Genomic DNA, 12,583 nt, shown 5'->3' on the forward strand with positions numbered 1-12,583 from the left:
GGGGATCATCGCCGCCGCGGGCGACCTTTCTGGCGAGGGACAGTCCCGTGCAATTCCTGCAAACGACCATGATCCGTGTGGCCTATGCCATCCTCCTGCTTCTGGCGGTTCTGGTGCTGAACTTTTCGCTGATGCATTTGGCGCCGGGTGATGTGGCTGACACGATCAGCCAATCCATGGGCGGGGCCGACGAAGAGATTTTGAACGAGATTCGCCGCGATTACGGGCTGGACCGGCCGTTCATCGTGCAACTGGGCACCTATATCGGCAAGGTTCTGAGTTTCGATCTGGGTTATTCGTTTTTCTACAATCAACCGGTGACCAAGCTGATCCTCGAGCGGTTGCCGGCGACGTTGCTTCTGGTGTTCAGTGCGCAGTTGCTGGCGTTGGTTGTGGGTGTTGTTCTGGGGGTTTATTCGGCGCGCAAACCTAACGGGATCGTCAGCCATTTCGTGACCTTGTTTGCGCTGTTTGGTTATTCCGCGCCGGTATTCTGGACCGGTATTCTGCTGCTCATCGGGTTCAGCCTGCATATCCAATGGTTTCCGGTGGCCGGCATGCGCGATGTCACCATCGAGGGCGGGTTCTGGATACATTTCATGGACGTGGCGCGGCACCTTGTGTTGCCGATGATCACGCTGGCGTCGATCTTCTTTGCGCTTTATTCGCGGCTGGCCCGGGCGACGATGATGGAGACGTTGGGCAGTGACTACGTGCGCACGGCCAAGGCCAAGGGGCTGACCAACCGTCAGGTGGTTTACAAGCACGCGCTGAAAAATTCGCTGTCGCCGGTGATCACGCTGGCCGGTTTGCAGTTTTCGGCGGTGGTGTCTGGCGCGGTTCTGGTCGAGGCGGTTTTTAGCTGGCCGGGGTTGGGAACGCTGGCGTTCCAGTCGATCATCGCGCGAGACACGCCGACGATCCTGGGCATCCTGTTTTTCTCGGCTCTGGTGGTGATTGTCGGCAACTTGTTGACCGATTTCGCATTGCGGCTGGTTGATCCGCGGGTGGGAGGCAAGAAATGACCGAGACTCCGCAAATGCCGGAGATGCCGGAAGAGAGCATCCCCAAGGTCCGCCATCCGGCCGCCGAAGCCTGGGAAATGTTTGCCCGCAACCACGCGGCCGTCGTGGGATTGATCGTGCTAATCCTGATCACGTTGGGGGCAGTATTTGGCCCGATGCTCTATCCGACCGATCCGTTCGATATGGTCTGGGCGCCGTTTTCGCCGCCGGGACAGGAGGGGTTCCTGCTCGGCACGGACTATCTGGGGCGTGACCTGCTGGCGATGATCATCAACGGCGCACGGGTGTCGCTGATCATCGGTCTTGCCGCCGCCGTGGTGTCGATTTTTATCGGCGTGACGATCGGGGCGCTGGCGGGGTTCTATCGCGGCTGGGTGGAAGAGGCTTTGATGCGGTTCACCGAGTTTTTCCAGGTGTTGCCGACGCTCTTGTTCTCGATGGTGATCGTAGCGCTGTTCGGGGCAAGCCTGCCGATGATCACGTTGGCGATCGGCATCGTCAGTTGGACCGCCGTTGCACGGATTACCCGGTCGGAATTCCTGCGCATCCGCGAGCTGGAATACGTGATGGCGTCCCGCGCCTCGGGAGCCAAGAACATGAAGCTGATGTTCCGGGTGATTCTGCCCAATGCGCTGCCGCCGATCATCGTGCAATCGGCGCTGATGGTTGGTTCGGCAATCCTGTTCGAGGCGGGGTTATCGTTCCTTGGTCTGACCGATCCGAACGTCGTCAGTTGGGGGCAGATTATCGGCTCGAACCGGCAATATATCCTGGATGCGAGCTATACCGTGACCATACCGGGGCTGGCGATCTTCATCACCGTGCTGGCGATCTCGTTGGTGGGCGATGGATTGAATGACGCGTTGAACCCGAAATTGAGGCAGCGCTGATGTCTGGACCATTGCTCAAAGTCGAAAACCTGCGGATCGAACTAACCACCCGCGACGGGGTTTGCCCGGTGATCGATGATTTGTCGTTCGAACTGGAGCATGGCGAGAACCTGTCCTTTGTGGGCGAGTCGGGCTGTGGCAAGTCGATGACCGCGCTGGCGATCATGGGGTTGTTACCCGAGGGGGTGGGCCGTGTGGCGGCAGGTAGTATCACGTTTGATGGTGAAGAGCTGACCACGGCGAGCCGGCCGCGGCTGCGCGATATTCGCGGCAATGAAATCTCGATGATTTTCCAGGAGCCGATGACCTCGCTCAACCCGGTTTACACAATTGGCGAGCAGATTGCCGAGGTTTTGCGGGCGCATCAGGGCCTGTCGCAAAAGGCGGCCTGGGATATGGCGGTGGAACTGCTGGATGCGGTGCGTATCCCCAATGCCAAGGGCCGGGTCGGGGATTACCCGTTCCAGATGTCGGGCGGGCAGCGGCAGCGGGTGATGATTGCCATGGCACTGGCCTGTCAGCCCAAGATCCTGATTGCGGACGAGCCGACAACGGCTTTGGACGTGACCGTGCAGGCGCAGATTTTCGATCTGCTGCGCGATCTGCGCAAGGACACGGGAACGTCGATCATCCTGATTACCCATGACATGGGCGCGGTGGCGGAAATGGCCGAGCGGATGATCGTGATGTATGCTGGGCGCGGGGCCGAAATTGGCCCTGTCGATCAGATCATCGACCATGCGCGTCATCCCTATACCAAGGGGCTGATATCTTGCGTGCCGCATATTGTTGACACGCTGACGGATGAACGCGCGCGCCTGACCGAGGTGCCGGGAATTGTGCCGGGACTGGCCGAATTCGGCCGCGACATGTGCCTGTTTGCCTCGCGCTGTGGCATGAGGGTGGAGCGATGTCTGCAGGAACGCCCGCCGATGCAGGATTTTGAAAACGGTCAACGCGCCGCCTGTTGGCGCGCGGAGGAAGTGTGATGGCAGACGAGACCAAGACACCACTTCTGAAGGTCGAGAACCTGGGCGTGCGGTTCGCTGTGAAGCGCGGTGGCGGCTTTGGCCACAAGTCCTGGTTGCATGCGGTTGATGACGTTTCGTTCACTGTCAACCGGGGCGAAACGCTGGCGATTGTCGGCGAAAGCGGATCGGGCAAGACGACCGCCGCACTGGCGGTGGCGCGATTGGTTGACGCCTGGACCGGGCATGTGGACCTGAGCGGGCATGACATTCTGGCGATGGAAGGCGAAGAGCTGCGTCAGGTTCGCACCAAGGTTCAGTTCATTTTTCAGGATCCCTATTCGAGCCTGAACCCGCGGCAACGGGCCGAGGATATCGTGCGCGAACCATTAGCGAGCTTGACCGACAAGAGCAAGGATGAGCAACGCGAGATCGCTGATCGACTGTTTGCTGCGGTGGGATTACGGCCCGAGCAGAAACGGCTGTTCCCGCATCAGTTTTCCGGTGGTCAGCGGCAGCGGATCGGGATCGCGCGAGCTTTGGCGACGCAGCCTGAGCTGATCATTTGTGACGAACCGGTTTCTGCGCTGGATGTGGCGGTGCAGGCGCAGATCCTGAACCTTTTGAAGGATTTGCAGGAAGAGTTCGGGCTGACCTATCTGTTCATTTCGCACGACCTGGGCGTTGTGCAGCACATGTGTGACAGCATCGCGGTGATGTATATGGGCAAGATCGTGGAACATGCCGACCGGCTGAGCCTGTTCGACAATCCGCTGCATCCGTACACGGCCGCACTGTTGTCGGCTGTGCCGTCCGTCGACAAGGCGCGGCGTGCGCATACCAAGCGGATTCTGATCCCTGGTGACCCGCCCGATCCTGTGAACCTGCCCAAGGGGTGCCGGTTTGCCAATCGCTGTCCTGTTGCTCAGGACATCTGCCGCGCCGAGGAGCCCGAGTTGATCGACCGGGGCGAAGGGCATCGGATTGCCTGCCATCTCGTGGATGACAGCCGACAATCTGTATTGTGAACTGGAGGCTCTTCTGACCTGACGGTCAGCTTCGTGGAAGCGCGGTGGTGAGGAAGTTGCGCAGCACCTCTGGCGCGACGGGTTTGTGGATTAGTGGCCACTCACGGGATTTGCACAGCGCAGTGATCTCGGGATCGCGGGTGGCGGTGACAATGCATGAGGGTATTGTGCCGAGCCGGGTGGATATGTCGTTCAGGAGGTCGGTGCCTGTATCGCCATCGTCCAGTTGGTAGTCGGCGATGACCGCATCCGGGGTGATACCGTCGGCGTCGATGATTTCGAGCGCCTGGGTGCGGTCAGCGGCGGGCAGGACGCAGAGGTTCCAGGTTTCCAGCGCCGAGGTCAGGGCTTGGCGCAACTCGTCGTCGTTTTCAACGAGCAGAACGATCCGATCATCGAGCACCGTACCTGATAGGGTCGGGTCAGCGGCCGAGCGGTGGGAGAATACACCCATGGGGGCGGCACGGGGCAGGTCGATTAGGAAACCGGTGCCGCGACCCGGTTCCGAGCGCAGCGTCAGAGGGTGCCCCAGCAGGGCGCAGGCGCGTTCGACAATCGCAAGGCCGAGGCCAAGGCCCTCGGCGGCGCTGGCGGCATTCCCGAGCCGTTGAAACTCGCGGAAGACCAGTTCCTGCTGGTCAGCGGCGATGCCGGGACCGGTATCCCAGATTTCAACACGAAAGGATCTGCCGTGGCGTCGGGTGCCAACGAGAACCTTGCCGGTTTCGGTATAGCGGATGGCGTTGACGATTAGGTTTTGCAGGATGCGACGCAGATAGGTGGCGTCCGAATTGACATAGGCCGAGGTCGGCAGGATGCGCAGGTCGAGCCCCTTGGCCCGGGCGGTCGGGGTGAGTTCGTCGCGTAACTGCCCGAGGATCAGGTCGAGCGGCACCGGTGCAGGGTGGACGGCGGCCTTGCCTGCATCGAGGTTGGAAATGTCCAGAAGCGCCTCGAGAATGGTTTCGACGCTGCCAAGGGCGCGGCGGGCCTTGTCGGCGATGCTGGCGTTCTGGTCTGCGTCGAGATCGGGGGTGATCGAGGCGAGGTAGAGCTTGGCAGCTGACAGGGGTTGCAGCAGGTCGTGGCTGGCTGCTGCAACGAAACGTGATTTCGACGCATTGGCGCGTTCGGCCTCCGACAAGGCATCGGCCAGTTCAAGGGTGCGTTCAGTCACACGGGCCTCGAGCTGTTCGTTGGCGTGCTGGATGGCGCGTACAGCCGTGCGTTCGGCTGTCACATCGGCGAACGAGATCACGAAGCCCTTGTCGGGCATTTCTCGGGCATGAACGTCCAATGTCTTGTGGTCCCCCTGGCGGATTTCAAACGTGATCGGCGGCCGGTCGGCGGTGGAGGTGATCCAGTCTCGGATTGCTTCGTCGGTGATGCCGCTGGAATAGGCAGCATCGTCGCTGAACCCCTTGAACAGCGTGAAGAAACGCTTGCCCATGGCGAATTGGCGCGCTGGAATTGACAGCATTTCACCGACATTCTGGTTCCAGCCCGCCAGCCGCGCCTGGTTGTCGAAGATGCAGACACCCTGGTCGAGATGCTCAAGCGTGGCGCGGATGAGCCGGGCCTGATCGTCGCGCATCCGCTCGCGTTCCTGGCGTTCGAGCCGCATGATGTCGGTCACATCTGTCTGCAGGATCACGGTGCCGCCATCCGGGGTACGGTGTTCGCTGATCTGGACCCAACGGTCCCAGATCATCCGGATGTTGAAAATGACATGGGCATCCTTGTGTCGTTCGAGCCGCCGGGCGGCCCAATTGGCAGCGGTAGTGTTTTCCGGCAGGGCCAGGAAGCGCGAGCTGCTGACGAGGTCGACGTAATCGGCGAAGCGCAGGCCAGGGCGCAGCGCGGGTTGGACATCCGGCATGTGCAACCCGAAGCGGGAGTTGCACATGACGAGGGATTCCTCGGAGTCAAACAGGGCAAATCCCTCTTGCACCGCCTCGATGGCATTGGCGAGGTTGGAGCGGGCCTGCTCGGTGGCGCGGTTGGCCTCGGCTAGCGATGCGTTGGCGACATTGAGGAGGTCGAGGGCGCGTTCGAGGTCACGGGTACGGGTACGGACCTCTTCTTCCAGAAGGGCCGCGCGTTGGAACTGGGCGTAGGCGGCACCGGAATCGTCGGTACTCTGTTCAACCCGACGCATCAGTGCGGAGTTGATCTTGATGAGCTTCTCGATCTGGCGATCGGGGCTGTCGGTGGGGTTGATCAGCGAGTCTGTCATTCAGCCCCCTCGGGCGGATAGATCGCCACACCGGTCAGGGTCTGGTTGACATGCATCGAGTTGAACTGCTCGCCATAGGTTGAAAATCCGACAACGCGGTGGGTGCGCAGAAGGGCAGAGAGAGCGCCGGTGACTTGGTTTTCCTGGGCTTCAAGGCGGCGCAGAAAGCAATCGCATCCAAGAATGACCGAAGGTGGCATCGGATCGGCAAGGGCAGAGAGTTCGGCGTCGAGATGTTCGACCATGTCGCGGGCTTCGGCCAAAGTCAGGACAAGTCCCTCGTCAATGGCCGAGAAGAATTGCAGGTCGCCGCTGTCGTTGATCTGTTGGATCGAACGGACATGGTGCTGACCACCGATGCGCACCACCACAGGGTGGGCCGCGAAGGTGAAAGGCGTGAGCTGTTCGGGGTCCTTGCCAAGGATGCGGGCATATTCACGGGCTGCCGGTTCGGCGTTGATTTCATGGACGATACGGCGCGCGGGGTCGGCGCCGGTCACGACCATGCGGCGGTCCGTGGGCAGGAAATGGTCGGTCTTGAACACCTTGACCGGACAGTCGGTGCGCACCTGGACCAGAACGGCGGCGTTGGTATAGGCGCGGCCTTGATGCAGCACGAAGGTTTCGCCGAACGTGTCGCCATCCCCGGCCGAACCGCCAAACAACGGAACCGGGCCAAGGCCGACGGCAAGGTCCGAGGTCAGCTTGTCCTCGAGCGTGGACAGCCCGTCGATCAGCATAAAGTTGAATTCATGTGGCCTGGCGGGGTGAGTCAGCCGCAAATCGTGGCGGGACTGGATCATCCGGTCGATCAGTGCCTGGGCGTCATAGTCACTTAGGTTCGGGAGAAGCGTGGTTTGCGTGTGGAAATGGGTGGAGGGGAAGCCGATGGCGACAATTTCACCCTCCGCATAGCCGCGCTGCGAGATTTCCCCTGCAGTGGTACAGCCGACGACGGTAGCGCCGGTGAAGCAGCGCGATGCCTCGGCGATCAGGTGATCGCTGTCGGCTTGCGGAGTGACCAGCAGTACCACGAGATCGAGATCGTCGGTTCCCATTTTGTCTGCCAGCGCCCGGATGGCATGCGCGTGGTCATGGCGCACCGAAGCGATGCGCAGCACGGGCGACAGGGTCGCCCGTTTCACGGACCCGGGGTCGAGGTTCAATCGCTCCTCCTTCGATCAACCACGGTGTAGGTTATGCCGGGTTGCCGCCCTCTGGCAAGAAGCTGGAGAAACTGGTTTTCTTGGCGATCAGCACGGCTTGCGTGCGGCTTTGCACGCCGAGTTTGCGCATGATGGCGGTGACATGGGCCTTGACGGTGGTCTCGGCAATTGAGAGATCAAACGCGATTTGCTTGTTCAGCTTGCCCTCGCAGATCAGTTGCAGGATGCGCGCCTGCTGGTTGGTGAGGGATGCAAGGCGAGCGAGCGCATCTTCGCTGTCGGGACTGTTGCCGGAGGTTTCGGGAGAAACGGCGACATAGCCTTCGGGGGTAAAGGTTTCGCCGCGCGCCACGGTGTCGACTGCGGTGCGAAAGACGGCGCGTTCGGAGTGTTTGGGCACGAACCCAGCCGCCCCGGCCTGAAGAACGCCCGAGATGACGCGGTTGTCGGACATGGATGACACAACAATCACCGGCACCCGCGCCGCGGTTTTGATCCGGACCAAACCGTCGAGCCCGTCCACATCCGGCAGGTTGAGGTCGAGTACAACGAGGTCGGGTTTGTCCGAACTGTTGAGCAGGGCCAGCGCATCGTCCAGGCGTGCCGCTGTTTGCACGGCCCGGATGCTGGTTGCGGCCTGCAGCGTCATCGACAGGGCGTCACAGAACAGCGGATGATCGTCAACGATCAAGGCGGTGCGGAAAGCGTAAGTTGCGGTGGAGTATTCGGCGCTGGGCATTGCGGCGGGGCCATCTGGTTGTGTTGGAGATGAGTCTAGCGATGGGGCCGGAAAAGGCCATAGGCCAATGGTCGGATACAGGGCGCAGGGGTGTGGCCTACACCCAAGGTCGCATAGAACCGAAACGCGCTCTCGGCGTAGCGTTAGCGCGACCAAGCAAAGAGGCGTGACATGGAACTAAGCGATTCCCGGGTGATTGCGGCCGACCGGGGTACAGTATGGGAGGCGCTTTTGTCGGCGGACGTGCTGAAGGAATGCGTGCCGGGCTGCCAGGAAATGCATGGTAGCGCCGACGACGGATTCGAAGCCGTGGTGGTGCAAAAGGTCGGGCCAGTGAAGGCGACCTTCAAAGGAAGCGTAACGATCTCGGACCGGGTCGAGTGCGAAAGCCTGACCCTTAGTGGTCAGGGCAAGGGCGGCGCGGCGGGATTTGCCAAGGGCGGGGCCAAGGTCCGGCTGGAAGAGGGTGACACGCCCGGCAGTACGGTTCTAAGCTATGATGTAGAGGCCAAAGTCGGTGGCAAGCTGGCGCAATTGGGCAGCCGCATCATCGGCGGGTTTGCCAAGAAGATGGCGGACCAGTTCTTTACCCGGTTTCAGGAGGCCGTGGAGGGACCAGACGAAACCGAAGAGATGGCCGAGGGAGAGGCCGTCGAAGGCGAGACAAAGAAAAAAGGCTGGTTCAAACGAGTGATCTCGGGTTGAGCCGGTCAATTTGAATTCCAAGGGAGGAGTAAAATGGCAACAATTTCAATGACGGTGAATGGAACACCGATGTCCGGGGAGGCCGAGGGGCGCACGCTCTTGTCGAGCTTCCTGCGCGAGACATTGGAACTGACAGGCACCCATGTGGGCTGTGACACGGGCCAGTGCGGCGCGTGCACGGTGCATGTGAACGGCAAGTCGGTCAAAAGCTGCAACATGCTGGCGATGGAAGCTGATGGTGCCGAGGTGTCGACCATCGAAGGCCAGGCTGGTGATGATGGAAACTTGAGTGCGCTGCAGGCGGCGTTTCAGGAACATCACGGGCTGCAATGCGGTTTCTGCACGCCGGGCATGATCATGGCGGCGGCCTCGCTGCTTGAGGCCAACCCCAAGCCCAGCGAAGCCGATGTGCGCAAGCATCTGAGCGGTAACCTGTGCCGCTGCACCGGGTACCACAACATCGTCAAGGCGATCATGGCAGCGTCCGGTCAGGACGTGGGTGCCATCGCTGCGGAATAACAACAACACTTAGGGTGCGTGATTTCACGCATCATTTGGGAGGATAACAGATGCCAGCAGATGGAGGCATTGGCGCCAGCACCAAGCGGCGCGAGGACGTTCGGTTCCTGACGGGGACCGGCAATTATACCGACGACATCAACGTGCGCGGTCAGGCCTATGTGGCTTTCCTACGTTCGGACGTGGCGCACGGTAAGATCAACAGCGTAGATACCAGCGCAGCGGCGGCGATGCCCGGCGTGGTGCGGGTGTTCACCGGCGCGGATTTCGAAGGCGTTGGCGGGCTGCCGTGTGGGTGGTGTGTGACCGACAAGCACGGTGAGCCGATGCAGGAGCCGGCTCACCCAGTTCTGGCACAGGGCAAGGTGCGCCACGTTGGCGATGCGATTGCAGCTGTGGTGGCCGAAAGCCCGGAACAGGCGCGTGATGCCTGCGAGGCGATTGACGTGGATATCGACGAATTGCCCGCGGTGGTCGACATGAAGGCCGCGTTGGTCGATGGTGCCACCAAGGTGCATGACGATCTGACATCGAACCTTTGCTATGACTGGGGCTTTGTTGAGGAAAACAAGGGAGCCGTGGAAGAGGCGATTGCCAATGCGGCCCACGTGACCACGCTTGAGCTGCGCAACAACCGGCTGGTTGCCAACCCGATGGAACCGCGCGTGGCGATTGGGGACTACAACAAGGCGGGCGATGACAGCACGCTTTACACCACCAGCCAGAACCCGCACGTGATCCGCCTGTTGATGGGCGCTTTCGTTCTGGGCATTCCCGAGCACAAGCTGCGCGTTATTGCACCCGATGTCGGGGGCGGTTTCGGGTCGAAAATCTTCCACTATGCGGAAGAGGCATTCTGCACCTTTGCCGCCAAGGCGATCAACCGTCCGGTCAAGTGGACCTCGTCGCGGTCTGAAGCGTTCATGAGCGATGCCCATGGCCGCGACCACGTGACCAAGATCGAACTGGCGCTGGATGCGGACAACAACTTTACCGCCATCCGCACCGAGACCTATGCCAATATGGGGGCTTACCTGAGCACCTTTGCACCGTCGGTGCCGACATGGCTGCATGGCACGCTGATGGCGGGCAACTACAAGACGCCGGTGATCTATGTGAACGTGAAGGCGGTCTTTACCAACACGGTGCCGGTGGATGCCTATCGCGGCGCGGGTCGCCCAGAGGCGACGTTCCAGCTGGAGCGGGTGATCGACAAGGCGGCGCGTGAATTGGGCGTTGACCCGATTGCCCTGCGGCGTCAGAACTTCGTCACCCAGTTCCCCTATGCCACCCCGGTGGCGGTGGAATATGACACCGGCGATTACAACGGCACGATGGATGTGCTGGAGAAGATGGCCGACCTGTCGGGTTTTGAAGCCCGCCGCAAGGAAAGCGAGGCACGCGGCAAACTGCGTGGCCTTGGCCTGAACTGCTACATCGAGGCTTGTGGCATCGCGCCGAGCCAGTTGGTTGGTCAGTTGGGCGCACGTGCTGGTTTGTATGAATCAGCTACCGTTCGAGTGAATGCCACCGGCGGCATCGTCGTGATGACCGGCAGCCACAGCCACGGGCAGGGGCACGAAACCACCTTCCCGCAAGTTATCGCAGACATGATCGGGATTGATGCCTCGATGGTCGAGATCGAACATGGCGACACCCAGAACACGCCGATGGGCATGGGCACCTATGGTTCACGCTCGATTGCTGTGGGGGGCTCGGCCATGGTGCGGGCTGCCGAGAAGGTGATCAACAAGGCCCGCAAGATTGCGGCGCACCTGATGGAAGCCAGCGATGCAGATGTCGAGTTGAAGGACGGGCAGTTCACCGTTGCAGGGACCGACAAGTCGGTCGCCTGGGGCGATGTCACGCTGGCAGCTTACGTGCCGCACAACTATCCGCTGGAAGACATCGAACCGGGGCTTGAAGAGACGGCGTTCTATGATCCGTCGAACTTCACCTACCCGGCGGGCGCCTATGCCTGCGAGGTTGAGGTCGACCCTGAAACCGGCAAAGTGGAAATCCAACGCTTCAACGCAGCGGATGACTTTGGCAATATCATCAACCCGATGATCGTCGACGGCCAGGTCCATGGCGGGATTGGTCAGGGGATTGGCCAGGCACTATTGGAAAACTGTGCCTATGACGAGGATGGTCAGCTTCTGAGCGCATCCTTCATGGACTATGCCATGCCACGTGCTGATGATGTGCCGTTCTACGGCGTGGATCACTCCAGCCAGACGCCATGCACCCATAACCCGCTTGGGGTGAAGGGTTGTGGCGAGGCCGGGGCAATCGGCTCACCGCCAGCGGTGGTCAACGCCGTGATAGATGCGCTGCAATCGGGCGGCCATAACGTAACTCACATCGATATGCCCATGTCGCCGTCGCGCGTCTGGGCGGCGATGAACGGTTAAGGGAGGACCGGAACAATGTATGCATTTGATTTTGAGAAACCCTCGACCGTTGCCGAAGCGGTTGCCGCATTGGGAGATGAAGACGCGCAGGCGCTGGGCGGGGGACAGACCCTGATCCCGACGCTGAAACAGCGGTTGGCTTCGCCATCCAAGCTGGTCTCGCTGGCCGGGATTGCTGAGATGAAGGGTGTCACCATCGCCGATGGTGTGTTGACCATCGGCGGCGGGGCGACCCATGCCGAGGTTGCGGCGGACGCCTGTGCGCCGCTGGCGGCGCTGGCGGGCAACATCGGTGATCCGGCGGTGCGTAATCGCGGTACCATTGGCGGGTCACTGGCCAACAATGACCCGTCGGCGGACTACCCGGCGGCGATGCTGGCGCTGAAATCCACCATCGTGACCAATGCGCGCGAGATTGCAGGGGATGACTACTTCCAGGGGTTGTTTGAGACGGCGCTTGAGGAGGGTGAGATCATCACCTCGGTGCGCTGCGAGATCCCGGACGGGGCGAACTATCAGAAGTTCGAACAGCCTGCGTCGCGCTTTGCCTTGGTGGGCGTGTTCGTGGCGCGTTATGCCGACGGCGTGCGCGTCGGCGTGACCGGTGCCAGCGAAGAGGGTGCGTTCCGCTGGAGCGAGGCCGAGGCGGCGTTGAACGCCAACTTCTCGGCGGATGCTTTGGATGGGATGGCACCCAGTGCGGACGGGATGATTTCCGATCTGCATGGCTCGGGGGCCTATCGCGCCCATCTGGTGGGAGTCATGGCACGGCGGGCCGTGGCCGCTATTTGAGCCACTGAATCATGAAACGAGAAAGCCCCCGTCTGTGCGGGGGCTTTTTCTTTTCCTGATCGCGGCGCAGACTGAGCCTCGTAGATGCGAGGAGAAAAGGA

11 protein-coding genes are annotated in these 12,583 nt (G+C 61.1%); 8 read left to right on the top strand and 3 right to left on the bottom strand.

The window, feature by feature from the left end:
* Window positions 1-47: 47 nt before the first annotated feature.
* The 4 genes from RXV86_RS00515 to RXV86_RS00530 are packed head-to-tail and all read left to right on the top strand — an operon-like array spanning window position 48 to window position 3,911.
* Window positions 48-1,025 carry an ABC transporter permease gene (locus tag RXV86_RS00515; RefSeq protein ID WP_316296848.1) on the top strand — a complete coding sequence of 326 codons (978 nt, stop codon included), beginning with the start codon at window positions 48-50 and terminating at the stop codon, window positions 1,023-1,025.
* 14 nt (window positions 1,026-1,039) lie between these two features.
* Window positions 1,040-1,915, top strand: a complete 876-nt coding sequence (locus tag RXV86_RS00520; protein ID WP_316298393.1) for an ABC transporter permease — start codon at window positions 1,040-1,042, stop codon at window positions 1,913-1,915.
* On the top strand, window positions 1,915-2,904 hold the full coding sequence (locus RXV86_RS00525) for an ABC transporter ATP-binding protein (protein ID WP_316296849.1): 990 nt from the start codon (window positions 1,915-1,917) through the stop codon (window positions 2,902-2,904). The genes RXV86_RS00520 and RXV86_RS00525 overlap by 1 nt, the downstream gene beginning before the upstream one ends.
* Window positions 2,904-3,911 (top strand): ABC transporter ATP-binding protein, encoded by a 1,008-nt coding sequence (locus tag RXV86_RS00530; RefSeq protein ID WP_316296850.1) that lies wholly within the window; start codon window positions 2,904-2,906, stop codon window positions 3,909-3,911. The genes RXV86_RS00525 and RXV86_RS00530 overlap by 1 nt, the downstream gene beginning before the upstream one ends.
* A gap of 25 nt (window positions 3,912-3,936) precedes the next feature.
* Here the strand turns inward: RXV86_RS00530 and RXV86_RS00535 are convergent, their stop codons facing one another.
* The 3 genes from RXV86_RS00535 to RXV86_RS00545 are packed head-to-tail and all read right to left on the bottom strand — an operon-like array spanning window position 3,937 to window position 8,052.
* Window positions 3,937-6,147 carry a PAS-domain containing protein gene (locus tag RXV86_RS00535; protein ID WP_316296851.1) on the bottom strand — a complete coding sequence of 737 codons (2,211 nt, stop codon included), beginning with the start codon at window positions 6,145-6,147 and terminating at the stop codon, window positions 3,937-3,939.
* Complete coding sequence (locus RXV86_RS00540) at window positions 6,144-7,313, bottom strand: FIST N-terminal domain-containing protein (RefSeq protein WP_316296852.1); 1,170 nt, start codon at window positions 7,311-7,313, stop codon at window positions 6,144-6,146. The genes RXV86_RS00535 and RXV86_RS00540 overlap by 4 nt, the downstream gene beginning before the upstream one ends.
* Before the next feature lie 31 nt (window positions 7,314-7,344).
* Complete coding sequence (locus RXV86_RS00545) at window positions 7,345-8,052, bottom strand: response regulator transcription factor (protein ID WP_316296853.1); 708 nt, start codon at window positions 8,050-8,052, stop codon at window positions 7,345-7,347.
* Window positions 8,053-8,223: 171 nt separating this feature from the next.
* On the opposite strand from RXV86_RS00545, the gene RXV86_RS00550 reads away from it, so the two are divergent.
* The 4 genes from RXV86_RS00550 to RXV86_RS00565 are packed head-to-tail and all read left to right on the top strand — an operon-like array spanning window position 8,224 to window position 12,482.
* Window positions 8,224-8,757 carry a carbon monoxide dehydrogenase subunit G gene (locus RXV86_RS00550; protein WP_316296854.1) on the top strand — a complete coding sequence of 178 codons (534 nt, stop codon included), beginning with the start codon at window positions 8,224-8,226 and terminating at the stop codon, window positions 8,755-8,757.
* 33 nt (window positions 8,758-8,790) lie between these two features.
* Window positions 8,791-9,276, top strand: a complete 486-nt coding sequence (locus RXV86_RS00555; RefSeq protein ID WP_316296855.1) for a 2Fe-2S iron-sulfur cluster-binding protein — start codon at window positions 8,791-8,793, stop codon at window positions 9,274-9,276.
* A 50-nt stretch (window positions 9,277-9,326) separates the two neighbouring features.
* Window positions 9,327-11,690 carry a xanthine dehydrogenase family protein molybdopterin-binding subunit gene (locus RXV86_RS00560; protein WP_316296856.1) on the top strand — a complete coding sequence of 788 codons (2,364 nt, stop codon included), beginning with the start codon at window positions 9,327-9,329 and terminating at the stop codon, window positions 11,688-11,690.
* A gap of 15 nt (window positions 11,691-11,705) precedes the next feature.
* A complete protein-coding gene (locus RXV86_RS00565) occupies window positions 11,706-12,482 on the top strand; it encodes an FAD binding domain-containing protein (RefSeq protein WP_316296857.1) in 777 nt (258 codons plus the stop codon).
* Window positions 12,483-12,583 lie beyond the last annotated feature (101 nt).

Origin of the sequence: Aliisedimentitalea sp. MJ-SS2 (assembly GCF_032586155.1) — a bacterium.
In the GTDB taxonomy this organism is placed as follows: Bacteria; Pseudomonadota; Alphaproteobacteria; order Rhodobacterales; family Rhodobacteraceae; genus JAWHTC01.

Excerpts from the sequence above, each read along its gene's own strand:
- RXV86_RS00565 (WP_316296857.1), top strand. The coding sequence starts at position 11,706 with ATGTATGCATTTGATTTTGAGAAACCCTCGACCGTTGCCGAAGCGGTT.
- RXV86_RS00545 (WP_316296853.1), bottom strand. The coding sequence starts at position 8,052 with ATGCCCAGCGCCGAATACTCCACCGCAACTTACGCTTTCCGCACCGCC.
- RXV86_RS00560 (WP_316296856.1), top strand. The coding sequence starts at position 9,327 with ATGCCAGCAGATGGAGGCATTGGCGCCAGCACCAAGCGGCGCGAGGAC.
- RXV86_RS00530 (WP_316296850.1), top strand. The coding sequence starts at position 2,904 with ATGGCAGACGAGACCAAGACACCACTTCTGAAGGTCGAGAACCTGGGC.
- RXV86_RS00555 (WP_316296855.1), top strand. The coding sequence starts at position 8,791 with ATGGCAACAATTTCAATGACGGTGAATGGAACACCGATGTCCGGGGAG.
- RXV86_RS00520 (WP_316298393.1), top strand. The coding sequence starts at position 1,040 with ATGCCGGAGATGCCGGAAGAGAGCATCCCCAAGGTCCGCCATCCGGCC.
- RXV86_RS00535 (WP_316296851.1), bottom strand. The coding sequence starts at position 6,147 with ATGACAGACTCGCTGATCAACCCCACCGACAGCCCCGATCGCCAGATC.
- RXV86_RS00550 (WP_316296854.1), top strand. The coding sequence starts at position 8,224 with ATGGAACTAAGCGATTCCCGGGTGATTGCGGCCGACCGGGGTACAGTA.
- RXV86_RS00525 (WP_316296849.1), top strand. The coding sequence starts at position 1,915 with ATGTCTGGACCATTGCTCAAAGTCGAAAACCTGCGGATCGAACTAACC.